The sequence below is a fragment of the Microcoleus sp. F4-D5 genome (genome assembly GCF_036704885.1).
Lineage (GTDB): Bacteria > Cyanobacteriota > Cyanobacteriia > Cyanobacteriales > Microcoleaceae > Microcoleus.
This window is the reverse complement of sequence record NZ_JAUBSX010000008.1, coordinates 39,444-63,619: the sequence shown is the minus strand read 5'-3', so window position 1 is coordinate 63,619 and position 24,176 is coordinate 39,444. Positions and strand designations below refer to the sequence as shown.

Sequence of the window (24,176 nt, the reverse complement as noted above, 5' to 3'; positions counted from 1 at the left end):
ATGGTGGGTAGCTGGCTTGCTGGTAAATTAAAATCAGGGGTTTGTGCCACAATACCAGTGTCCTTTACCGAGCTGTGCCTTAGCTTGGAGTTCAATTACAGTTAGGAGATGAATTACAAAAGATTGGTAAAATGTTAAACTTTGTAACAATAGTTGTTCAAACTCGACCTTTTAGGGTTTATGGGCCAGGATGCACATTTTGCAACTGTTGTAATTGCCGATCGACAACTCTCCCAATCGCTTTTTTCGAGTTTGAGGTAAAAAAAACAGGGGTAAAGTTTCAACTAACGCTCCAACGGGGTTGACAATTATTGCGTAGAGGCAACTCTCAAAAAATAACTGCAGGAAGTATGTTTTGTATTTTCAAGAACTATAAATAAACAGGGAGAAGAATATGTCTGCAAGTAGCAGTCAAGTACCAACTATTTTGGCAGTTGATGATAGCGTCGTGATGCAAGGACTTGTTAAACAGGCTTTAAGCAAAGAGTTTCGAGTTCTCGTAACCGACAATGCAGTGGATGCTTTGTCAACGATTTATCACGAACAAATTTCGGTTTTGTTGCTCGATGTTTCCATGCCTGGTATTGACGGATTGGAACTCTGCCGCACGGTGCGGAGCTTGCCTCAGTTTCAGAATTTGCCGATCGTAATGCTGACAGCGCGAGATGGAGCCTTTGATAAGGTACAGGGGCGTTTGGCGGGAGCAACAGAGTATTTAACTAAGCCGTTTGATGCTGATAAGTTGCGCGAGGTAATTGGTAAGTTTATCAAAATCAAATAATCGGAATTAGGAAAAAAAATTGGTTTTGAGTAATTAATGAAGTAAAAAGTTGCGATCGCGCTCTCCGATCCTGGACTTCTTTAACAGGTCGGGGGCGGGGCATCCTGCACTATTTGCGAGGTAAGTCCTAAATTTTTAATTTAGCCAGAAGTAGGGGAGCGATCGCACTGATAGGTAGAACATATTGGGCGGCACCGAGGGCGATCGCCTCCTTGGGCATTCCGAAGACAATGCAGCTAGCTTCGTCTTGGGCGATTGTCAACCCCCCTTGTCTGGCGATAGCCAACATTCCGTCAGCACCATCTCTACCCATTCCTGTCAGCAAAACCCCCGCTGCTGCCCGACTATAAAAATTAGCTACCGACTTAAATGTCACCGTTACAGAAGGGCAGTGTCCCGCAACACGAGCAGCTTCTGAATAAACAAATCGCCCTTGAGAGTCCAATTCTAAATGACGTTTTTCTGGCGGGAAATAAACAGTACCTGCTTGTGGCAATTCCCCAAAAGAAGCTATCTTAACAGGCAGTTTCGATTCATAACCCAGCCAATCAACTAATCCTTGCAAAAAACCTTCACTGATGTGCTGGACACAAATTACAGGCACCGGAAAACTAGCAGGAAGTTTAGAAATAATCGCGTACAGTGCTTGCGGCCCGCCTGTAGAAGCCCCTATAGCCAATACTTTAATAGTTGGAGGTTTAACATTTTCATTGGAAAATTTGTAATTAGGAACTGGTGCTTGGTTGATTTTTACAATTTGATTACTATCTTCTGTTGGCATCTTTTTTTGATGCCGTGTAAATACTTTAACTCCAGAGAGAATTTTAACTTTAGCTATTAATTGATTTGCTAGGTGAGCGTAATCAGATACCAACCCGCCAATCGGTTTCGGAAAAACATCCAATGCACCAGCCTTTAACACTTGAAATACATTCTGAGTATCATTCGCTTGCACTGAAGCACTAATTACTAAAATTGGTAGCGGATATTTCTTCATTACTTCTTCGGTAAATTCTAACCCGTTCATTGGTGCCATGTTCAAATCCGTACAGATTACTTGGGGCTGAAGTTTGGGGATTAATTCTAGTCCTTCTAATCCGTTGCAAGCGGTTCCTACAACTTGGATTTCTGACGAAGACTCAAAAATTCGTTTGAGGACGAGCGTAACTACAGGAGAATCTTCAACTAACAATAGTTTAATGGGCGATAACATCAGTTTGCTGGGGAATGGGGGAATGGTTCATGGGGAATGGAGAATAGGGCACTTGTGCTGCCCTTCGACTTACTTCCCTTCGGCGCGCAGGGTGAGTGGCTACGCTAAGCACGTGTCCCTCAGTAACCGCGCAGTCAAAGTATTGGGCATTGGGCATCGATGCACTGGTAATGGTGCACTGGGCGCTGGATATTGGGCCTTGCTAATTGGTAGTAAATAACAAATGCCTCATAACCAAGGAGTAATGACTAATGACTAAACTAACCTTTTTAGTGTCTCTACCAGCACATCTTGATTGAAAGTACCTTTAGGAATATAAGCATTTGCCCCCGCATCAGCCCCTCTTTTTTTATCTTCATCCGATGCCAAAGATGTCACTAAAATTATCGGCAACTCACTGTATTCTTTTTGCTCCCGAATCTTAACAGTCAGGGCCAAACCGTCTAAGTTTGGCATTTGTATGTCAGAAATCACAGCATCAAAATCGCGAGTTTTTAATTTATGGAAAGCATCCAATCCGTCTACCGCAGTCACAACTTCGTAACCCGCACCTTCCAGGATGCGCTTTTCTTGAGTGCGCGTGGCGATCGAGTCTTCTGCTAATAGTATAACTTGTTTTCGGGTGGCAGTCTCAAGTTGCGATCGCGCACCAGAAACCCCACGAGACGAAACTTGCTGGCGTACAGATTTTATCAAATCGTGAGGATTGAGTACCATACAAACTTCCCCAGTAGCGAGAATTGTGGCACCCGAAACATTTCGCACCCGTTTCAGCAATTGACTTTGAGGTTTCATCACCACATCCTGTTCGTCTATCAAAGCATCTACAAATAACCCCAATCTTTCCTCCCCTACTTTCAAAACAATACAAGGAATTTTTGAATTTAAATTTTGGAAGTATTTTTGATGTTTAATCAGAATTTCGCTCCCGTTTTCCTGTCTCACATACCGATTTTTGTGCCACCATTGTCTATTGTTTAATTCTAGTAAATCTGTCAGATGAGCAACTGACAGAGGCTGACCCTTTGAAAGGATAGTTTCCTTACCTTCTATCGCAAATATCTCAGACTGAGACACCTGTTGTGCCGTATCTACAAACTCGACTGGCAGAGCATAAGGAATGTCTTCAACTACGACAATTAATACATTTGCTGTAGCTAAAGACGTGCTGATTTGCAGCCTCAAAGTGCATCCTTTTCCAGGTAAAGACTCTACTTGAATACTACCTTTTAAGGCTTCAACATTAGTGCGAACTACATCTAAACCTACACCGCGTCCAGAGACTTCTGTAACAAATTTTTTGGTCGAAAAACCAGGAGTGAAAATTAAAGATTGTACTTGAGTTTCGGTCATTTCTCCCAGTTGTTCGAGCGTACAAATATTACGTTTGATAGCAGTTTGTTTAATGCTCTCTAGATTTAGTCCCCGACCATCATCAGCAACTTCAATAATAATATTGCTAGCAATATTATAGCCTTTAATTCGGAGAGTAGCCACGGGATCTTTACCTAGTTTTTTCCGTTCCTCAACAGTTTCAATACCGTGGTCGATCGCATTTCTAATCATGTGCATTAAAGGGTCTTTCATTTCCTCTAAAATGCGTTTATCTGCTGTAGTTTCGCCTCCTTCAATCACTAATGTAACTTCTTTACCTTCCCGTTTCGCTAAGTCTCGTACAGTTCGAGGAAATAAATTAAAAATAGTAGACAAAGGCAGCAGTCTCAGAGTGCGAATTCCTGATTCTAATGCCTCGGCGATTAATTCGAGTCTGGCAGTATCTTCATAAACTCGATTTCTCAAGCGGTTGACTAAAGTTCCGAGACGTTCTAAACGTTCTTCTGTACGTTGATAGTAATCCTGCAACTGACTAAATTTACCGTTGGCTTTAATACCGTTTTCATCTATTTGCATCCGATCGACATTCAAGCTCGTTACAAAATATTCTCGGCTCCACTCTTCCCACAAAGCTGTAATTTGTTCGATCTCTGCTACTCGGTGTCCTAGCCGAGTTTTTGTGACAGTAAGTTCTCCTGCTTGAGTCATTAAATCGTCTAAATTTTGAGTAGCAACGCGAATGGTTTCAATGCGGTAAGATGAGGTTGAGGATGCAGTAACTGCCGACTGCGAAGCCGACGCAGGGGCGGGCCCAGAAGGTGCCGGCAAGTTTTGAGCTTGCAGTATAAATTCTGGCTTGGATTGTAGGGGTAAAAAAGAGGAATTTTGCTCTAAGTTAAGGACTTCAGAAGTTTCAACATTTGTTTCTAGTTCTTTGGTAGAAGGCTCAGTAAATTGCGCTTCTATCAACGGTTGTTCTGGTACTTGCGAAGATGAGGGCTCTACTATTGAGGCAGCAGCCTGTGGCTGTGGCTGACTAGAAGCACCCATCATGCTAGCGAGGATGTAGAAAGTATTAACGCCGGAATCTTCGCCGGTAACGGCTTCGTTAACGAGTTTGCGGATGGCGTCTAAACCTTGCGAAAGTCGATCGCTAATATCTGAATTTAGTGGAGTTTCTCCCCGCTTGATACCTCCCAAAATATGCTCCATTTGATGAGCTAAAGATGCTACATTTTTTACTCCCAGCATTCCAGCATCACCTTTAAGAGAATGGGTTTCCCGCAACAATTGTTCTAACTTAGCTAAGTCGTCTGGATGTTGTTCTAAGTACAGCAATCCGTCGTCTAGTTTCTGTAAGTGTTCTTGACTAGCGACTTTAAATACATCTCGAAGTTCTCTATCTTCAATCATCATACATTATGTTTTTGAGTAATAAGTAATTGGTGCAAAATCAGGGTAATTAGTAATAATTACTATGGCTAATAATTTTATAATTACTAATAATTAATAACTGATAACTACACGATTTCTTTAAGATTAAAGGCAGCTTCTGTAAGTTGTTGAGTACCCATTTTAACTTGAGTAATGCCGCTGACTGTTTGAGACGCGGATTCCTTCAGAGAACTCATGGCATCACCTACTTGCTGAATTGCGATCGCCTGCTGTTTAAGATTAAAAGAAATTTGCTGGTTGCTAGCAAACACCAGATTGCAAGCTTCCCTCACACCCGTAAAAGCTTCTGCCGTATCTTGTGCTGTTTTCACCCCTTCTGCAACCGTTTTGCGACTATCTTCAGTTGCTTTCACCGTTGAGTCGATCGCGCCCTTAATTTCTGGAATAATACCATTAATCTTTTGTGCTGCTTGTTGGCTTTCATCTGCTAACTTACGAATTTCGCTTGCTACCACCGCAAAACCTTTACCGTACTCGCCGGCTCTGACTGCTTCAACAGCGGCGTTGAGAGCCAGCATATTAGTTTGGCTGGCTAAATCGCTAACCAAACTTGCGAGAGTCGATATATTGCCAATCTGACTCGTGCTGTCGTCGAGTCGATGATTTTGCTTAGAAATTGCCACCACAGCTTCTCTAAGATTCAGCATTTGATTGAGAGTTTGATCTACCTTTTTAGTACCTTCTTCGGCGAGATTTAAAGCTTGGCGAGCGGCAGCGGCAACAGACTCAGCTTGCTCGGCTGTTTGCTGAGAAGATCTGCCCAAATTTTCTAGAGTTATAGTTGTTTGATTGACAGAGACAAATTGCCGATCTGCTATTTGCTCTTGGCGAGTCATATTAGATTCTATTTGCCGTGAAAATGACGATATTTGGTAAATCAACCCCCGAATAAGAGCAACAATTTGTTGCAAAAAAAACCACCCAAATCCCAGCACCACAGCCAGGGAAACAATAGCAATAAACCCTGCTATTTTCTGAAGAGAATCAATCGAATCAAATAGCAATTTTTTGGGTGAAGTATCCACAATCACTAAAAATTGACTTTTATTTTCTTTGCTGGGAAAAACTGTTTTATAGCTAATCACTAGCTCCTTATTATCAATATTTCCCTGAGTCCCTGAAAGTATTTTAGCAACAATGTCTCCTGAATAATCATTTTTGACATTTTCCTTAGTTTTGAGTTCAAATCCCCATGCTTTTTGAGGATTGGGATGAGCCAGATAATACCCATCTTGATTTAAGATAAAAGATCGATCTGATAATTCATGATTAAAATTTTTAACCCTATCGATCAGAGTGCTACCCAGAGCATTGCTAATCAAAATACCTTGTCTTTCCCCTTTGGGATTAAAAATTGGAGTTGCGTAGCGAATTGTTGGCTTGTAAGGAATTTCTATTTGCCCCCTTTCCTGATTCAGCTCTAAAGAAGACACATAGACTTCTCCTAATTTTAGCTTCATAGTTGCCAGAAAGTAATTTCTGTCTGCTTTATTTTGTAGTTGAGAATCTGGAATAACTTGGATATTTTTGCCGTCAGAATCTACGCGCACGAGCTCCTTGCCACTGTTATCTATGTAACGTAATTGCATATAATATGGCTTAGCTTCCATCATGGCTAAAAATGTTAGTTGCATTCGATAAACCCAATCTTTATAAGTTGAATTAGTTTGTCTGTCTAATCCATTTCCTTCTTTAGCTCTAATCATTCCCTGAACAGGGGGAGTTTTGGGGAGAAACAAAATATCGGCTCTCAGATTTTCAAATTTGTTAATCATTTGATTGGCGGTAGAATTAACACTATCACTAAGGGTGATTAATGCTAAATTTTTCAGGGCTTCTGTTGAAGAAGAAATTCCATACCAACCAACAAGAGATACTGGAATCAAGGTACTTAAAATTAGGAGGAGGAGCAGTCGGTTCTGCATGTTTTGGAAAAATTTGTTCATCATTGGTTACGGGGAATTGGTTACTGGGAATTTGTACGCTCGCGCAGTCTAAGTATTGGAAATTGGAAAATTGTACGCTCGCGTAGCCGAAGTATTGGGAATTGGGAATTGGTAGTAAAGAAAAAATAACAACTTCCAAATAATAACTGACAAATCACAACTAACTACACTGCTGATTTGAGGTTAGGTTCTGATGTACCCAGAAGGAAGTTATTACTACCGTTAATATCGCTGGAATTCTACCGAGGCCGATCGCCAAAGCAAGTGATTTAATTTTTAAGGATATATTTGGCATTTTTTGGGAACTACTCATAATTCATGGCTCTCCTACAAAACTGCCTTCAAATCTAAGGCTGCTTCATTCAATTTTTGAGTGCCGACTTTAGTTTGACTGATACCGCAAGCGGTTTGGGCAGCCGCTTGATTGAGAGAGTTCATAGCTTGCACTACCTGTTCGATCGCGATCGCTTGCTGTTTGGCATTCAGAGAAATCTGCTGAGAACTCAAAACCACATTGTTAATGGCATTGGCCACTCCTGCAAATGCCGCTGCGGTTTCTGAGGCAATATTCACGCCCGATTCCACAGTTTTAGTCCCTTCGTCTGTCACCATTACCGTTGAGTTAATCGCCCTTTGAATATCAGCAACTAATAGATTAATTTGCGATCCTGATTTTTTACTGCGATCGGCAAGTTTGCGAATTTCTGAAGCCACCACGCCAAACCCCTTGCCGTGTTCCCCCGCTCGCACAGCTTCAACAGCAGCGTTGAGTGCTAACATATTAGTTTGATTGGCCAAATCGCTAACTACAGTTGAGATATTACCAATGTGATCTGTTTGTTCGCTCAACTCTATAATTTGTCCTTGGATATCCTGAACTTTAGTTTTTAGAGTTGCCATTGCTTCTAAAGTTTGTTCTACAGCTTTTGTGCCACCTCCAGCTAAATTCAAAGCTTGCATTGCTTGAACCACTGCTGTTTCTATCTGCTGTGATGTCGCCCTGGAAGATGCTCCCAATTCGTCCATTGTAGTAGTAGTTTGATTTACTGAAGCTGCCTGCTGACTTGCCATCCGTTCCTGTTCTTCCACAGTGGCTGCAATCTCAGTGGAAGAAGTGGCGATCGAGCTAATTGCGCGATCGATAGTTTGGGCAATTCCTGAAGAAGTCAGCCAAGCTATAACCGCACCTAACACCAACAAAAACACGGAACCAAATACCAATGCCGAGAGCAAGAAAACTAAAGATTGCTTCGTTTTTTCTCTCGCTTCCTTAATCGCTTTTAATTCTATTTCGCGAAATTGCGTATTTACTTCGACAAATTCATTCACAAATTGTGTCTGTTTTCCGGTGTTAAAAAGAGCCAATGCTTCGGCTCTCTTATTTTGTTGTAATAAAACAACTATTTCATTAGAACCCTCATAATATTCGTTGCAGAGTTCTAGCATCCTCTGTAAGCGCCTTCTCTGTTCGGGATTTTCTATCTTCAACTCCGCACTATTTCCCGAATCACGAGCTAATTTTTCTCCTGAATTAAAATCATTTAAAAACTGCTGATTTTTATTGATTAAATATCCGCGCATCCCCCGTACCATTTGTTCAGCACCAGTGGACATATCATTTGTGTATCCGATCACATTTTCGATTCTTTCTACTTCTTTAAAATTATTCAATGCCTGATTAGTAGTTGTATAAACTAGCAGAGGAAAACCCAAGTATATAGTTGCTGGTGCTACATATGCAAGCAGCATTCTATTTCTAATATTTAATTTTATTAATTTAGAAAACATATTTTTCTCCTTAATTTAAGCACGTGCATACACGAATTAGATTGCTTAGTCACATCTCGCTTGAAAAGCAGATTTGGTATAACCCAATATGCTTGGGTTAAAAATATTTATTACTCAGAGATACTCCTCGCATCCCCCGCATCGTTGCGAGGACTTTGAGTAAGTTCTTGTCCCCCCCTTGAGAAGGGGGGCTAGGGGAGATCTAGCTTAACTCAACCGTATTCTGGTATAACTAACTTCTTTAGTCCTGGACGCATTTCAAGATAATTCTCTCATGCTGAGTCTCAATCCTTATCAGTCCAGATCTCTGCGTTGGATCGGGATTCCGAAGGAAATGAAGTATCAAGCGAGATGCTTCACTGGACTCATGGCACATAGGCTTTGCGTAAGTCCTGTTCTGGATTCAAACCTCTTCATCAACAACTACTCCTCCTTTTGTCAGCAGTTTTTGCAAGTTCAGAATAGCCATAATTTTTTCCCCGTAAATAGCTGTCCCCCGTAGATATTCGCGGTTTGCAGAATGCAGTGCTGCCGGAACAGCCGCAATTTCCGACACATTTAAGTATATAATATCTAATATTTCGTCAACAACTATACCAGCGACCAAATCCGCCACTTCAACAACGATCGCCTTAGAGAGATAATTTGCAGCATCCGAAATATTTAAAGACATATTTAAAACACTGCGAATATCAATTAGCGTCACAATTTCTCCCCGTAAATTTATATTTCCCACTATGCGATCTGGAGTGCAAGGAACCGGAGTTACTTGGCTAATATCCGTAAATTCGCGGACTAGATCTAAATGAATACCAAAGTATTCGCCATTCAAAACAAACACCGCGAGGGACATATTAATTGCAGCATCGTTTTCACCCTCGCTTCGCCGCCTCAAATGATTAGCGCGCGATTGAAAAATTGCTTTTTCTTCCGGGGTAGCCTGCGGGCAAAAAACGTGACGATCGGTCAAATTTTTATAATTTTTTCCTGACAATTTTGCATTGATTTCCCAGTGTAAATTTTCCGTCTCTGCCTCACCTGCTGCTGCTTGACTACCTACATTGTTTGGAGAAACAGGCCAGCTTTCCTCTGGCTTTTCGGGAGAATATCGAATTAAGCGATCGAGATTCAGCAGCATGATAATATCGGCTTCGCAGCGGGCCAGTCCAGCTACAAAATGATGAGATGCTTCTGAATTCTTTCGCCCGTAAGATAGCTGCGGAGTGATGGCATCTTCTGAGAGTTCCTTAACTTCGCGAACTTGATTGACAATTATACCGACTTTCGATTCTTGCCACTCTATGACGATCGTACTATCTGTCACAGAATACTCTTGCCAAACGTATCCAAAACGGAGATTCAGATCCATCACGGGCAGAATTTCGCCCCGAAGGTCGATCGCCCCAACAATATCTTGAGGTGCTTCTGCAATTGCTGTCAACTCCGGCAGAAAGAAAATTTCCCGAACATAGCAGGCTTCTATACCGCAGAGAAAACCGTTCTGTTCAAAGATAAGATACGGTTTAGTTTCCATATTTTAGCGTACAGTTTCTTTACTGTATAAGTTTAACAATTTTTTTTTAACATTCATCAGCACTTGACTCGCTGTCATTTTCCCCTGTGAATCTATGGGAGTGTTTGGCGGTAGTGATTTCAGGATTTCACAAGATGAATTGTACATTTTAATAGCTCTTTTTACTTGACCTTCTTTATTGTATATATTCCCTAGTTCTATATAAGCTGCCACAAAAGATGGACACATATAAATAGTCCTCTTTAATAAACTCTTGGCTGTTTCCAATTGCCCCTGTTCTTCAGCAATTTGAGCTTGTAAATAATCAGTATATACCGATCCAGGCTCTACTTTTCTAGCTCGATTACAGTATTCTATTGCCTGAGAATAATTGCCGGCATTTGCCTGAACTTGAGCGATTAAAAAATAAGCATCAAAATTATGGCCCTGCAAGTCTATTACCTCTTGTGCCTTGTTGATTGCCTCAGCATAATTTTTATTTTTAAAAGATTTTTTAGCCTCTAAAATTAGCATTTGAGGCGTTTTATTTTGAGTATTTTCTGCTATTTTTTGTGTAACTGACACTGCCTTGTTCGGCAAGCCGTCCTCCAGATAGCGCGATCCCTGCATCTTTCCCAGCGGATTACTTATTTTTAATACGGGTGGCATCTCTATCTCTGGAAAATTGCTGTTAGTAGTAAAACTAGGTGGCATCGTTTCCCCTGTTAGCAACTCACCACTCTCATCGCCCATAGTATCTGCTTTCGCGAATTCCCGAAAAGCCGAGTTGGCTTCCCCTACCGTCGCAACCCTAGACTCTATTTGACACCCTTCCTCCGGTACTGCATCCCGACGCTGATACACCACCGACTCCGGGAAAATCTTGGGTTCAAACTCGTTCATAATTTGACCGTAAACTTCAGCGTGACCGGTCATTAAATATCCTCCAGGTCTCAGGGTCTTGGAAAATTTTTTCAGTACCAGTGAAATATATTTATGTTCAAAATACACAAAAACGTTTCTACACAAAATTAAGTCTATGTTATAAATATTTTGGTAAATATTGGGAAACTCATCTTTAATTAAATTTAAACAGCTAAAGTTGACACTTTGGCGCAATTCTAGATTAATTTCCCAATCATTTTGCCTCTGATGAAAATACTGCTTTTGTATCTGCGGTTCGACCAAGCGAAACGACCAATGACTGTAAACTCCCTGCGGCGCTTTTTTGATTACTTTTTCATTGATATCTGTACCTAAAATTAATATTTTCCATAGATCCCAATCGGGAATCAACTCTTTTAAAACAATAGCTAAAGAATAAGGTTCTTCACCGGTGGAGCAGCCCGCACTCCAGATTCGCAGTGTCGGCTGCATTCCCAAGGTCTTGTGCAAGTTTCTTTTCTGCTCTATCAATTCAGGAAAAATTACTCGTTTTAATAGAGCAAACTGTCCTTTATCTCGCATAAAATAACTTTCAATTGTTGTTAATAGCAATACTAATTCTGCCCATTCAGTTTGACTTTCAAAAGTTTTGGCAGTTAAAAGTTTATAATATTTTTCGGGTTCGGAGATTTTTTTCTCTCTCATCCGAGTCATGATTTTATGAGACAAACCCGCTCTGTCTTGGGTTCTAATTCGCACACCAATTTCCGCAGTAATTAAGTTGATAAATAGCTGAACTATGGAATCATTCATGTCCACTAAGGTAGATTAATTTAATAATTTTGGAAGTGGCAACTTTTACCGAGCTGGTGCTGAGTTTGTGCTGAGGATAGCTCCTAGGCTGCGGCTCGTCCGTTCGCGAAGCCGAAGGGAGCCGAAGGGAAGTACGTAGCCGAACTATTGGGAATTGGGGAAGTTGTAAGCTCGTGTAGTCGAAGTATTGGTGATGGGAAATTGGGGAATTGGAAATTAGAAATTGGGAATTTAGCCGATCGCATTAACAAGAACACTGTCACACCACATCATAATATCAGAAACTTGCCAGCGACTTAAAGGAAAAAGGCAAAAGGTAAAAGACAGAAGCCAGGAAAAAATTATCCCTTCTGCTTTCTACCTTCTGCCTTCAAAGGCACTACTCTCCAACTTTAAGCTGGATATATCCGCAAGCGGCGATTGGGTTCTTCCCCAAAACTGTGGGATTTCAGGTGATAGTGTTCCACAAGTTCGTGCTGCATTTTGCGGACGTTGGGAGAACGAGGCAGGAGTTCCACCGGCTGTCCCTTGGGAATGACAATTTGCTCGACTGCTAAGCGCGTTTCTTCGAGAGCTTCGAGCTCGTCAGAAGAACCGCTGCGGGAGAATAAGGCGAGGTCTGCCACTTCCGGGGTGCCCGGGTCATCCATGTCCAACAGGCGCCGCAAAGCTCTCGCTACGTGGGGAATAGTGCCGGCTTTAATTGTGTGCAGGGGAACTTGGCGAGTTTTGGCCAAGTGCCTCAATTTCGACTGGTTCCGAACGTTCGATCGCAAAGCCAAAACCACGTCAGCACTCTCAATATCCTTCGTCAGCAGCACCGGCAGGTTCAGCGTCGAAATCACCTGTTCGAGCTGGTGGCGAGCTATGCCGTAAGGATAAACGTGGAGGGGCAAATCTTCGCCGTTAGGGCCGACATTCTGGGAAAAACGTCCCGGCTTAGGTACCGGCTCGACGGACAGGGATTCTTCGAGCAGTTGCTCGAAATACCGAGTCTCAGCAACCGGCGCGCTTTTAGCAGCGAAGTTCTGGCTGGGAGCGGGCATCGGCACCATTTTGCCAGCACTCCGCCACCCAGAGAGCGGTGTGACGGGTCGGATTGCCGATACAGCAGCCGTGCTGCCAGAAGATGCCATCCCCGGAAACCGGGCGGGCGGAGCGGCAGACTCCCGCTCGATAATTACCTCTCCTGTCTCGCTGACGCTTCTGATTTGCTGGTTCGGTTCGCGTCCCCGCAGCAGAGTGTCGATCGAATCTGCAACTCGCTCGTGGATTACCCAGCGCTGGCGTTCCAGCATTTCGACGGCTATTTCAAAAGTTGGCGGTGATTTGCGCTCCAAAACCGTCTTTTGAGAACCGCGGCGCCTTGCTTCGTCATCTCCCAGCGTCACCGCTTGGATGCCCCCAATTAAATCTGCCAGAGTCGGGTTTTTCATCAAGTTTTCGAGCCGGTTCCCGTGGGCGGTACCGACCAACTGCACGCCCCTTTCGGCGATCGTCCGAGCCGCCAAAGCTTCGAGTTCCGTGCCGATTTCGTCAATCACGATCACTTCGGGCATATGGTTTTCCACTGCTTCGATCATGACTTGGTGCTGGAGTTCGGGACGGGAAACTTGCATTCTGCGAGCTCTGCCGATCGCCGGGTGCGGGATATCTCCATCTCCGGCGATTTCGTTGGAGGTGTCGATAATTACCACCCGTTTTTCCAAGTCATCGGCGAGCACGCGGGCAATTTCCCGCAGGGCCGTGGTTTTGCCGACTCCGGGGCGGCCGAGCATCAAAATTGACTGACCGGTTTCCACCAAATCGCGGATAATGCCGATCGTCCCAAACACAGCGCGGCCCACTCTCAAAGTCAGGCCGATAATCTCGCCGCTGCGGTTGCGAAGGGCGCTAATTCGGTGCAGGGTTTGCTCGATACCGGCTCGGTTGTCGCCACCGAAGTGGCCGACTCGCTCGATGCAATAGTTGAGGTCTGCTTTGGTAATCGGCGTTTGGGAAAGATGTTCGGCCGAGGATGGAAAACGAGCTTCTGGTCGGCGGCCCAAATCCATGACAATCTCAATGAGATTGTTGCGCTGCGGGTGCTGCTCTAAAGGCTGCCGGATCTCATCTGATACGATGTCTAATAATCTGTTGAGGTCGTCTGTAATCTGCATTCGCCTCGATGTGTTCGGTGACGTTTTCAACTTTTTAGTCAGTTGTCAGTTAACAGTTAACAGTTGTCAGTTAACAGTTGTCCGTTGCCAGTTGTCCGTTGTTATTTGTTGTTGGAATTAACTACTAACCACTAACCACTAACTACTGACTACTGACTGCTGACTACTGACTGCTGACTAAAATTCTTTGAGCTGGGAAACTAGAGAACGAGCTAAACTCACGGCCTCCGAGAGAAGTTCTGGGACTGCTTCGAGCTGAGGTAGCCGAGATGTTTGAACTCCGGCTGCTGGCCGCGCGAGTGCCACCGGAACGGCATAGGCTCGATCGGTCTGCATTGTTTCTAATTGTTCTAAAATTGGCGACAGCAAAACCCTGGCATAGCTGCCGTAAGCTACACCTGCAATGTACGGGACAGGGGGAACTGACAAATTTTTCCCGCCATCCAACAGCAGTCCGTCGGCTCTCAGCTTGCTGACAGTGTGAGCATTAGTGCCGCCTGCAAGTTGCACGTATCCCGGCAACTGGGCAGCTAAAACTTTTTGACCGAGTTTGACCGCGGCTCTAGCAGTTCCTTTTCCGATATCTCCGCTCATCGGCCTACCGTCGGTTTGCCAAATTAGGGGACAAGGAAGGGGGGAAATTATTTGATAGAGTGTCCGCAAATAATCAATCAAACCGTCTCCATCGGGGCAACTAATTGCTATTACCTTGAGTCGATCGACCCAGGGAGCTATGCTCGACCAAAGTCGCCCAAAATCTGCCTCTCTGCCTACTTGCGTGTGGATTTCTAGGGCGTCCGCACCGGATTGCAAGATTAAAGGCGCGATCGCGGCGGGAGCAGACACGTAAGAACGAGTATAAATTAGTTGGCTCGGACAAATCGGCAGACAGCGACCGCAGCCATAGCACTGCTGGTCTATCACCCCGGAAAAACCACTGCCAGCACTCTGAAAAACTATTGCTTCGGCTGGACATATTTTTTCGCACGGCCGCCAGCAGTCCGCCGGACAATCGGCTGGGTTGAATTCGGCTTTGCGAAAATGCGGGTCTTCCCCATCATTTAAACTCACCATCAGCAACGGCAACCCTTTGCCGCCAAACCTGCGGTTGTGAGTTCTTGCCTGTAATTCGCTGGCCACTTGTAGGGCTTCTTTCGCTGCGGTGACGGCGGCGGGATCTGCCGCGACATCGATACAGTCAGCGCCTGCTAAGGTGTAAGCCAAGGTGAGATTTCGTACAGCAGGCAGGTGTTGAAAGCTCGCCCCACAAATCAGCTTGAACCAATGGCCACTTTTTAATGAGTTTAGGGGATGATAATGTTCTGTCACCCTTATATGCTAATCCTTTGAGCTAAAAATTACGAGGTGCAAATTTCTACTTAATTTTAAAATTTAGGCTGATACAAGCTGGAAACGCTACTGATAGCAGTAGCTCTGGTGCTGTTTGCCCTATATGTAGAGTTCTGACGTAACTATTTTTTGAGAAATCTAATTTTTTTGAGAGTGACTGAGGATGACGCGATTTTCAACTTTGTCGATCGGCTTAACTTACAGACAGACTCTCTATCATATCATATTTGGGGGGATTTGGCAAGGTAAAAGTAGACTAGAGATTTTTTTTTGAAGTTGCGGTGCAGTGGCAATGGCCATAAAGTTCGATCGAGCATTGAAACCCATCGACCAACCGCAGATGAACATTCTCCTCCCTAACTAGAAGCTAAATTCATCTGGGTTAATCTCCGATTCAACGAGCTATGCTACTTGCTCAGCCGCTTGTAAACCGTAGCCAAAGCATGGCTATCGCCCACATTTCCCGGAAACAAAACCACTGGTAAATTGGGAAATAGAGGATGATTATCCTCGGTTTTGACCACAGAACAACCTGCGATAATTTGACCGATTTGCCTGACACTTTTTAGCGACAAACCTGTACTCAAAACATCATTAGAAGTAATGCCGCCCTTGCTAATTAAAAACCCGATCTCGGCAGGCAGTCCCCGCACGATATCCATCAATAAAGCAGAAACAGCCTCTCCAAATTTTAACCTAATTTCTGCATTTTCAAATTGTAGTTCCTGGCGGCTGGTATAAATTACAGGCGTTTTACCATCGGCATGAGCAGTGCGGGCTTTTTCGAGAATTTCATCGAGCATTTGGGTGCGATACTCGGGTGAATCTTCTAACAAGTGAGATACATCTATTTCAATGCTAACTGTATTGGGTTCTTTTAACAAGCGCTCCAATTGTTCAGTAGTTTTCTTAACGTGGGAACCAACTATTACTGCACCCGGTTTGCCATCCCTCACGTATTTTGCCATTTCGTCGGCTGCTACTGGCTGCGGGCCGAGGTCAGCTAAGGATGTCAAAATACTCGCCGCGCTGCGAAATAAAAACTTTTTGCCTTGACTGACTGCATTGAGAATGTGTTTGGCAAATGTGTCTAAATCGCCTTGGCTTTGACCGTCAACAACTACACATTGGTTGTCTTCCATCTCCATCAGTCGATCTAAACTTCCGTAGCGGATGTCTGCGAGTAAAATGCGATCGACTGCATCAGCGGGGATGCGACCTTTGGTTTTTTCTTCTACATAGTCTGGCAGGTAACTGTGACTGTACCCGAAGACTGAATCTTTGGCAAATTCGGTTTCGTGTACGGGTGTCGGGACGCTGTTAACTATTAGGTAGTGCACGCTGTGGCGGGTAATTCTGCCTCCTTCAAAAAAGGCGGGAATTAGAAAATGGGCGTCGAAGGGGCCGAGTTCTTCGGCGATCGCGTCGGTTTCGATCGGATAGTGGCCGCGCAGGGTAGAATCGGAACGGCTAACTATTAGGAAATCTTCGATTTCTTCGCTGGCGATCGCCCTTTTTAGATTTTGGCACACTTCGCGGGTGACGGAGGCTGCTTTTTCCGGAGTTAGCGATCGAGTATTTGTCAGTATGAAGAAAATCGGGCACTTGTCCCGCAGCCCCAAACGCAGGGTTTCTTCGTCCCAACGTGTCAGCAGCAAGCAACTGTGCACGGTTTGAGAACCTGTGGGATCGTCGTCGAGAACTATAATCTTGGGTTTGACAGAAGACATACTGACCTGGTTGTTAACGTCTCCTTTCCAAGATATCCTTACCTGTTACCTAACAGGTAAAAATTTACAATTATAGCAGCAGGAAGCAGGAAGAATCAATCAGGAAAAAGCAGTAACAGCAAGGGTTTTGGCTATTAAGAACGTCCTCAACCTCTGGCGCGGTTGCTAGATGATATTTCTTAACAATTCTCACAACTCATAAATTTTAAAATGTGTTTTAGTTGGAGCGCTTCAGTAAGGTGGGCGTTGCTACAAAATAAGGTGCGCGGCCCGGCGCACCCTAGTAATATTTTCCATTTTTTTAATTAGCTGCGTTTCGGTCTTGCAACTTTTTCATTTCTGCTTGAACTCCGATAGCTAGCTGCAAAGCTTCGTTGAGCAATCTCCCCGGCTGGCTCGATCTATCGCTAATTTGTAAAGCATTCAAAGTTCTCAAATTATTGGCAAACAATTCGGAGTTAGTAGCGACAAATTTTTTGTTTTCCCTGAGAATTCTCTCGGTTTTCAAAGCTCGAACTAAATCGTCTCTGATTAGCTGCAAGGCTTGAATGACTTTGGCGCGATCGCCGATTTTGACTTCCACATTGCCGGCATCTTCTATCTTGTCATTAATTTCAATCGCTTTGATTATACCGTTATAGCGATCGACATCATCAAAAAGATTGATTAAATGTTGGTTTTGGCGGCTGCACTGAATTTTCCACACATCCTCAAAGATTAAACCGGCGATCGCAGCGAGGTGGAGTGCTAGCCACAACACATACGCCCTAGGAAATATCGCAACCAGCAGCCAACAACTGATGAGAACCAAAACAATTAAACCGACTGTTTTGAGAACTTCGCGGGCAAACTTAGTAGCACTCGCCGGCCGGTATACGCGATCGGGCCCCGCGCCGCTGAGGTGCTTGAGCTCACCGACAGTAATTTCTAATCCCTGAATGTCAGCTCGCATAAATCTTTACAAATATTTGTTAATTATAAAGTTTTGTTGTAGAACAAGGGGCTCGTCTACAATAAACCTAACATTTTTTTCAACCAAAACTGCACTATGTCCGCACGTCCTATATACCTCGACAACCACGCCACAACTCCCGTAGACAAACGGGTGCTTGATGCGATGCTGCCGTATTTCACCGAACAATTCGGCAACGCAGCCAGTATCAACCACGTCTACGGCTGGGAAGCAGAAGCAGCGGTAAAACAGTCACGACAAATTTTAGCAGATGCTATCAATGCCTCCCCAGAAGAAATTGTTTTTACCAGCGGTGCAACAGAGGCAAATAACTTAGCGATTAAAGGCATCGCTGAAGCTTATTTTAGTAAAGGAAAGCACATTATCACAGTAAAAACCGAACACAATGCAATTCTTGACCCCTGTACCTATTTGCAAAAATTGGGGTTTGACATTACTGTTTTACCGGTGAAAAGCGACGGGCTGATTGATATAGGCGATTTGATCAAAGCGATTCGCGCAGAGACTATTTTAGTTTCAGTGATGACGGCTAACAACGAAATTGGCGTCATCCAGCCGATCGCAGAAATAGCAGCAATTTGTCGCGGAAATGACATTCTTTTTCACACAGATGCCGCACAGGCGATCGGCAAAATTCCCCTCGACGTACAGGAGATGAATATCGATCTAATGTCCTTGACAGCCCACAAAATTTACGGGCCAAAAGGCATCGGTGCTCTGTACGTGCGCCGCAACAAACCGAGAGTGCAGCTAGCGCCGCAAATGCACGGAGGAGGCCACGAACGGGGAATGCGATCGGGAACTCTCTACCCACCGCAAATAGTTGGGTTTGCCAAAGCAGTGGAATTGGCAATTGCAGAAATGCCGTCGGAAACAGAACGAGTTGTTAATTTGCGGCAGCGTTTGTGGGAAAATTTGAGTAAATTGGGCGACGTTGTTCTCAACGGTCACGCTACGAAGAGATTGCCGGGGAATCTGAATATTAGTGTAGGCGGCGTTGACGGTCAAGCGTTGATGTTGGGTTTGCAACCGGCGGCGGCAGTTTCTTCGGGATCTGCTTGCACTTCGGCGAAAATATCTCCATCTCATGTTTTAGCAGCGATCGGGCGATCGGACAAATTAGCTTACGCTTCTATTCGGTTTGGCATTGGTCGGTTCAATACCGAAGCAGAAATAGATGCAGTCGCCGAACACGCGATCGCAACCATTACATCTCTCCGACAAGCTCAAAAAGTCAATCAATTTTAGATTTTAGATTTTAGATTTTAGATGGGAGAATTGAAGATTAGGAAGTAGTTTTGAGTTTTGAGTTTTAAATTATTTAACTTAAAACTCAAAACTTTTCCTCTTGTTATCACCGAGTATAATTGGGATCGACCCCTTATTTAGAACCAAATACCTCGCGCACCCGATAAATAGGTTTTCCCTGCGACTCGTGATAAGTCCGCATCATCACTTCCGCCAGCAAACCAAAACAAAATAACTGCACGCCAGTTAACAGCAAAACCACAGCCAAAATCAGCAAAGGACGGTTCCCAATACTTTCACCAAAAGCCAATTTCAGAAAAGACAAATAAATTCCTAAAACCGTTCCCAACGTCATAGAACTCAGTCCCAAAAGTCCAAAAACGTGCATCGGTCGAGTCAGGAACTTTTTCATAAAAGAAATAGTCAGCAAATCCATCAACACCCGAAAAGTCCGCCAAATTCCGTACTTACTTTGACCGAAACGGCGGGCGTGGTGCCGCACTGGCAGTTCTGCAATTCTCGCGCCTTCAATAAACGCCAACGCAGGCAAAAATCGGTGCAATTCCCCATAGAGATTCAAGTCGGCTACCAACTCGGATTTATAAGCTTTCAAAGAACAGCCGTAGTCGTGCAAAGTTACGCCTGTAACGCGACCAATTAACCAGTTAGCAATTTTAGAAGGAATCAACCGACTAATAGTATTATCCTGCCTATTTTTCCGCCAACCACTCACTAAATCGTAGCCTTCATCTAACTTTGCCAACAACAGCGGAATATCAGCCGGGTCATTTTGCAAATCGCCGTCTAGGGTAACAATAGCACGACCGCGAGCGCGATCGAAACCTGCGGACATGGCAGCAGTTTGTCCGTAATTGCGGCGCAAAATTACAGCACAAAGGTCATCGCGACTGCTGGCTAACTGCTGGAGAAGTTCAGCAGAACCGTCCTTAGAACCGTCATCTACACAAATAATTTGATAACTGAGTCCAGATGGTTGGATAGAAGAGGCGATCGCCTCAATCAAATGAGGCAAACTTTCCACCTCATTATACACCGGCACCACCACCGAAACGTCGAGAACAACCTCATCGCCAGCCTGCTGTGCAGCCAATTTTTCCAAAAATAATGCAGCGTCCATTTATTTATTCGATAACATCAGTAATCGTTAGTCATTGGTCATTAGTCCTTAGTTAACAACTAACTAGGTAGATAACTTGCCACAACTTTACCACATCCCCGCAATTGCTGGTAATAAGCTTGACTGACTAGATCCCCATCCTCCGACAAAACATCGATACCGATACCGTTGCGACCTTGTACTTGTCCAGAACTGTGAATGTAGCGATTATCTCCGAGATACAATCCTACATGAGTGGCTTTTTCCGGCGTACCAAAAAATACTAAATCCCCCGGTTCTAAATCAGTAATACTAATAGGTTTAGTAAAAGCTTCCTGCTGATAAGCATCTCTAGGCAACCAGATGCCCGCAGCCAGAAAAGCCGCTTGCATCAAGCCAGAACAATCATAATTCGGGCCGACTGTACCGCCCCAAAGATAATAATTGGATTGGTTCATAGCCTCGCGAGCAAAAGTAATTACAATTGGTAATTTTTCCCTAACTTCCTCCTCAGAAATCACCAGAGGATGATACACTGTTTCTGCCACATCAAGCAACTCAACATCTCGAAGATCCAGCCATCCCGGATAATCATCTTCGCACAGCCGCACCATCACAGCCGTTGTATCCCCCTGAACAACCGAGTCTATACCATTTGTCATCCCCTCGATCGGGGGGGGGTCAACGACGCGCAAATGTCGCCCCATGGCTGCTTGAGTTGCCAATCGATCGCACTTTGGGGAATCGTAAATATTTATGTGCGATCGGACCCGGTACTCCACAACATCAGATAATTGATAATTGGCCATTGCTAATTGCTAATTGTTTACTGTTAATTGTTCGCATTTAACGATAGATTGCCATTAGCTGCTAGCCGTTAACCGTTAACTGTCAGCCATTAACCATGACATTTTTTCACAAAGACGAACAATTAGAAACCCTCGGCAGTAGCATTATAGACTCCGCATTGTCAGAATTTACAGGATTAAGTGGCGATCGTACAGCGATTACCTGGATAGTCTACGATCCCCCGGTGCGAGTCAATACAGGCGGCGCCCTGAGCCCAGAAGAATTTTGGAAATATCAACCGCGAGGTTTTAGCGCCAGAGCTTCCGAACGAATTTATCCCGCCAGCATCGTCAAATTATTCTACCTCGTTGCCATCTGGGAATGGGCACAAAAAGGCATGATTCAAACATCGCCAGAATTAGAACGCGCCGTCCGAGATATGATAGTTGATTCTAGCAACGACGCCACCAGTTTAGTAGTAGATGCCCTCACCGGCACTACCAGCGGCCCAGAATTATCACCAGGCCCCTTTGAAACTTGGAAACAGCAGCGAAACATCGTCAACCGTTACTTTCAATCATTAGATTGGCCGGAATTACAAAATATTAACGTCAATCAAAAAACCTGGTGTGACGGCCCCTACGGTCGCGAGCGAGCAGTTCTGGGAGAATTAATGGAAAATAGAAATATGCTGACCACAAATGCAGCGGCGCGTTTGCTGCACAGTATAATCGGCGGCGTAGCTGTTTCTGCCAAAGCATCGCAAGAAATGATGGGTTTAATGAAACGCAGTTTAGACCCAGCAGAATTAGAGGCAGATCCCGAAAATCAAGTAACGGGTTTTTTAGGCGGTGGATTGCCAGAATCAGCAAAATTGTGGTCAAAAGCGGGACTGACAAGTCAAGTGCGTCACGATGCTGCTTATATTGAAATATCGGGCTTGCGGCCGTATTTGTTGGTTGTATTTACCGAGGGGAAAGAGAATAGCAAGAATGAAGAGATTTTACCTTTTATCTCGCGGGAAGTTGTCGAAGCGATGAAAGTGCTTAATTAAACTTTAACTTGTAAATTGACAAAACTTAAATTTTTTGTGGAGCCTGCTCTTATGCCAGCCCCAAATTAGGAGCTTAAAGATACAGCAGGCTGCAGGTTTATGGAGTACAGTGGCAGCAGTTTCTAAAACACTTTCGTAAGTGCTTGGGATTAAAGCGTACTCTATTCACCTGTACTCTACTGTATCATTTAAATAGCGTGATATAAAAGAGGTCAAATATGGACATACAGCTTATCCCTCTACGTGCTGCCGTTTGTTCCGAACGCTCAACGACTCTAGATGTTTTAGTCAGAATTACGCCCCCAGCACCGGAAAAAACAATTGAGCGACCGCAGCTTAATTTAGGTTTAGTAATTGATCGCTCTGGTTCTATGGGCGGACAAAAAATTGAATACGCACGGCAAGCAGCTAGTTACGCAATCGAACAGTTGTTGCCAAGCGATCGCGTTAGTATCACAATTTACGATAACCAGATAGAAACCCTAGTCCCTAGCACCCTTGCTACTCATAAATCCCCCTTTTTGCAGCAAATTCAAAAAATTCAGGCCAGAGGCAGTACGGCACTGCACGCCGGATGGATGCAAGGAGGAATTCAAGTTAGCCAACACCTCAATCCAGAACACTTAAATCGAGTCATTCTCTTATCAGATGGACTAGCCAATGTCGGTGAAACAAATCCCGATGTAATTGCCTCCGATGTGAACGGTTTAACCAAACGAGGTGTCAGCACTACCACAATGGGAATTGGTAATGATTACAACGAAGACTTGCTAGAAGCAATGGCGCGGAGTGGGGATGGCAATTATTATTACATTCAATCTCCCGAACAATTGCCCAGTATTTTTCAACAAGAATTACAGGGCTTAATGGCGACACTTGGCACAAATGTCACCTTGGGAATTGAGCCACAAGCTGGAGTAGAAATGGTTGAGGTACTCAATCAGCTAGATGTCACCCCAAATGGTCGATTTCGCTTACCTAATTTAGTAATTAGTAATCCAGTTGATGTAGTGGTGCGGCTGAAAGTGCCAGCCATGACAGAGGAAGTAGATTTATGTTATTTTCGCCTCAGTTGGAACGACCCCGAACAACCACAGGAGCAAAAAATCCGCGTTTCCTTGCGCTTACCCGTCGTCAGTGCTGCACAATTAGAGGAATTTCCCTTCAACTCTGAGGTACGACAGCAAGCGATTTTAATGATGACAGCACGCGCCAAAAAAGAAGCCGTCAGACTGGTAGATGGAGGGAATTACGATCGCGCCAGCCAACTATTGCAGGAGACAAAACAGCAGTTGCTCAATAATCCCGATCTGCCCATGAGTGCGCCAGAAGCGGAGGCAATCGCCGACTTAGAACTACAACTCAAACAGCGAGATTATAACACATATCGCAAAACGTCAACTCATCAAAGCTACAGCCGTACTACTACTACTCGCAGTAGCGGTCATGTCAGCCTTTTATACGCCTATCGCAAAGGCCCTGTATTGGGGAATATTACTGAAAATTTAGGAGTAGATGCGATCGTTAACTCGTGCGATCGCTACCTATCCAACTCTGGTGCCATATCCAGCGCAATTCACCAAGCAGCAGGACCAGAACTTCTAGAAGAATGTCGCCGTATAGGTGGTTGTGAGGAAGGGGAGGCGAAAATTACTCCTGGCTATAATTTGCCCACACCGTGGGTTATTCATACGGTTTGTCCCCTTTGGCGCGGTGGCTCTCAGGGAGAGGAAGAGCTATTAGCAGAATGTTACTGGAGTTGTTGGGAATTAGCTGTACAGCATTCACTTCGGAGTATGGCTTTTCCAGCTATTGGAACGGGAGCAATGGGTTTTCCACCCGAGCGTGCGGCGGAAATTGCTTTTGAGCAAACCAGTCGCTTTCTTTTAACATCTAGTGCGATCGGATCTATTCTTTTTGTTTGTTTCGATTCAGATACTCATCGTTGCTTCCAAAATGAATTCTTGAAAATTTCTGGTTTGTAATGGTTTTAGTAACAAAACTAAGGTAAAACGCGATCGCTTCTA

General features: G+C 44.3%; 16 protein-coding genes. 4 read left to right on the top strand and 12 right to left on the bottom strand.

The window, feature by feature from the left end:
• Nucleotides 1-394: 394 nt before the first annotated feature.
• Complete coding sequence (locus QUA80_RS05970) at nt 395-781, top strand: response regulator (protein WP_015175702.1); 387 nt, start codon at nt 395-397, stop codon at nt 779-781.
• A gap of 127 nt (nt 782-908) precedes the next feature.
• Here the strand turns inward: QUA80_RS05970 and cheB are convergent, their stop codons facing one another.
• From cheB to QUA80_RS05920, 10 genes are all read right to left on the bottom strand, one after another.
• The gene (gene cheB / locus QUA80_RS05965) at nt 909-1,994 is read right to left on the bottom strand and encodes a chemotaxis-specific protein-glutamate methyltransferase CheB (RefSeq protein WP_333422327.1); all 1,086 of its coding nucleotides are present in this window, start codon (nt 1,992-1,994) and stop codon (nt 909-911) included.
• 255 nt (nt 1,995-2,249) lie between these two features.
• Nucleotides 2,250-4,742 carry a hybrid sensor histidine kinase/response regulator gene (locus QUA80_RS05960; RefSeq protein WP_333422451.1) on the bottom strand — a complete coding sequence of 831 codons (2,493 nt, stop codon included), beginning with the start codon at nt 4,740-4,742 and terminating at the stop codon, nt 2,250-2,252.
• Nucleotides 4,743-4,849: 107 nt separating this feature from the next.
• Nucleotides 4,850-6,559, bottom strand: a complete 1,710-nt coding sequence (locus tag QUA80_RS05955; RefSeq protein ID WP_333422325.1) for a methyl-accepting chemotaxis protein — start codon at nt 6,557-6,559, stop codon at nt 4,850-4,852.
• A gap of 498 nt (nt 6,560-7,057) precedes the next feature.
• Nucleotides 7,058-8,518: a methyl-accepting chemotaxis protein gene (locus tag QUA80_RS05950; RefSeq protein WP_333422323.1), complete on the bottom strand. Its 1,461-nt coding sequence runs from the start codon at nt 8,516-8,518 to the stop codon at nt 7,058-7,060.
• A 403-nt stretch (nt 8,519-8,921) separates the two neighbouring features.
• Nucleotides 8,922-10,052 carry a chemotaxis protein CheW gene (locus QUA80_RS05945; RefSeq protein WP_333422321.1) on the bottom strand — a complete coding sequence of 377 codons (1,131 nt, stop codon included), beginning with the start codon at nt 10,050-10,052 and terminating at the stop codon, nt 8,922-8,924.
• Nucleotides 10,053-10,055: 3 nt separating this feature from the next.
• Nucleotides 10,056-11,729 (bottom strand): CheR family methyltransferase, encoded by a 1,674-nt coding sequence (locus QUA80_RS05940; RefSeq protein ID WP_333422319.1) that lies wholly within the window; start codon nt 11,727-11,729, stop codon nt 10,056-10,058.
• 392 nt (nt 11,730-12,121) lie between these two features.
• The gene (locus QUA80_RS05935) at nt 12,122-13,888 is read right to left on the bottom strand and encodes a R3H domain-containing nucleic acid-binding protein (protein ID WP_333422317.1); all 1,767 of its coding nucleotides are present in this window, start codon (nt 13,886-13,888) and stop codon (nt 12,122-12,124) included.
• Between the two features lie 177 nt (nt 13,889-14,065).
• Nucleotides 14,066-15,217, bottom strand: a complete 1,152-nt coding sequence (gene ldpA, locus QUA80_RS05930) for a circadian clock protein LdpA (protein ID WP_333422315.1) — start codon at nt 15,215-15,217, stop codon at nt 14,066-14,068.
• A 428-nt stretch (nt 15,218-15,645) separates the two neighbouring features.
• Complete coding sequence (locus tag QUA80_RS05925; protein ID WP_333422313.1) at nt 15,646-16,968, bottom strand: four-carbon acid sugar kinase family protein; 1,323 nt, start codon at nt 16,966-16,968, stop codon at nt 15,646-15,648.
• Between the two features lie 301 nt (nt 16,969-17,269).
• Complete coding sequence (locus QUA80_RS05920) at nt 17,270-17,920, bottom strand: hypothetical protein (protein WP_333422311.1); 651 nt, start codon at nt 17,918-17,920, stop codon at nt 17,270-17,272.
• A gap of 96 nt (nt 17,921-18,016) precedes the next feature.
• On the opposite strand from QUA80_RS05920, the gene QUA80_RS05915 reads away from it, so the two are divergent.
• The gene (locus QUA80_RS05915) at nt 18,017-19,189 is read left to right on the top strand and encodes an IscS subfamily cysteine desulfurase (RefSeq protein WP_333422309.1); all 1,173 of its coding nucleotides are present in this window, start codon (nt 18,017-18,019) and stop codon (nt 19,187-19,189) included.
• A gap of 133 nt (nt 19,190-19,322) precedes the next feature.
• Here QUA80_RS05915 and QUA80_RS05910 read toward each other — a convergent pair whose 3' ends face one another.
• Both QUA80_RS05910 and QUA80_RS05905 read right to left on the bottom strand, forming a co-directional pair.
• Nucleotides 19,323-20,327, bottom strand: coding sequence for a glycosyltransferase family 2 protein (locus QUA80_RS05910; protein ID WP_333422308.1), 1,005 nt, complete (start codon nt 20,325-20,327; stop codon nt 19,323-19,325).
• 59 nt (nt 20,328-20,386) lie between these two features.
• On the bottom strand, nt 20,387-21,115 hold the full coding sequence (locus tag QUA80_RS05905; RefSeq protein ID WP_333422306.1) for a C40 family peptidase: 729 nt from the start codon (nt 21,113-21,115) through the stop codon (nt 20,387-20,389).
• Nucleotides 21,116-21,210: 95 nt separating this feature from the next.
• Between QUA80_RS05905 and QUA80_RS05900 the strand changes: the two genes are divergently transcribed.
• Together QUA80_RS05900 and QUA80_RS05895 are read left to right on the top strand one after the other, a co-directional pair.
• The gene (locus QUA80_RS05900; RefSeq protein WP_333422304.1) at nt 21,211-22,149 is read left to right on the top strand and encodes a serine hydrolase; all 939 of its coding nucleotides are present in this window, start codon (nt 21,211-21,213) and stop codon (nt 22,147-22,149) included.
• 218 nt (nt 22,150-22,367) lie between these two features.
• Nucleotides 22,368-24,134, top strand: a complete 1,767-nt coding sequence (locus QUA80_RS05895) for a macro domain-containing protein (RefSeq protein ID WP_333422303.1) — start codon at nt 22,368-22,370, stop codon at nt 24,132-24,134.
• The last annotated feature ends 42 nt before the right edge of the window (nt 24,135-24,176 follow it).

Excerpts from the sequence above, each read along its gene's own strand:
- QUA80_RS05970 (WP_015175702.1), top strand. The coding sequence starts at position 395 with ATGTCTGCAAGTAGCAGTCAAGTACCAACTATTTTGGCAGTTGATGAT.
- cheB (WP_333422327.1), bottom strand. The coding sequence starts at position 1,994 with ATGTTATCGCCCATTAAACTATTGTTAGTTGAAGATTCTCCTGTAGTT.
- QUA80_RS05960 (WP_333422451.1), bottom strand. The coding sequence starts at position 4,742 with ATGATTGAAGATAGAGAACTTCGAGATGTATTTAAAGTCGCTAGTCAA.
- QUA80_RS05955 (WP_333422325.1), bottom strand. The coding sequence starts at position 6,559 with ATGATTAACAAATTTGAAAATCTGAGAGCCGATATTTTGTTTCTCCCC.
- QUA80_RS05950 (WP_333422323.1), bottom strand. The coding sequence starts at position 8,518 with ATGTTTTCTAAATTAATAAAATTAAATATTAGAAATAGAATGCTGCTT.
- QUA80_RS05945 (WP_333422321.1), bottom strand. The coding sequence starts at position 10,052 with ATGGAAACTAAACCGTATCTTATCTTTGAACAGAACGGTTTTCTCTGC.
- QUA80_RS05940 (WP_333422319.1), bottom strand. The coding sequence starts at position 11,729 with ATGAATGATTCCATAGTTCAGCTATTTATCAACTTAATTACTGCGGAA.
- QUA80_RS05935 (WP_333422317.1), bottom strand. The coding sequence starts at position 13,888 with ATGCAGATTACAGACGACCTCAACAGATTATTAGACATCGTATCAGAT.
- QUA80_RS05925 (WP_333422313.1), bottom strand. The coding sequence starts at position 16,968 with ATGTCTTCTGTCAAACCCAAGATTATAGTTCTCGACGACGATCCCACA.
- QUA80_RS05920 (WP_333422311.1), bottom strand. The coding sequence starts at position 17,920 with ATGCGAGCTGACATTCAGGGATTAGAAATTACTGTCGGTGAGCTCAAG.
- QUA80_RS05915 (WP_333422309.1), top strand. The coding sequence starts at position 18,017 with ATGTCCGCACGTCCTATATACCTCGACAACCACGCCACAACTCCCGTA.
- QUA80_RS05910 (WP_333422308.1), bottom strand. The coding sequence starts at position 20,327 with ATGGACGCTGCATTATTTTTGGAAAAATTGGCTGCACAGCAGGCTGGC.
- QUA80_RS05905 (WP_333422306.1), bottom strand. The coding sequence starts at position 21,115 with ATGGCCAATTATCAATTATCTGATGTTGTGGAGTACCGGGTCCGATCG.
- QUA80_RS05900 (WP_333422304.1), top strand. The coding sequence starts at position 21,211 with ATGACATTTTTTCACAAAGACGAACAATTAGAAACCCTCGGCAGTAGC.
- QUA80_RS05895 (WP_333422303.1), top strand. The coding sequence starts at position 22,368 with ATGGACATACAGCTTATCCCTCTACGTGCTGCCGTTTGTTCCGAACGC.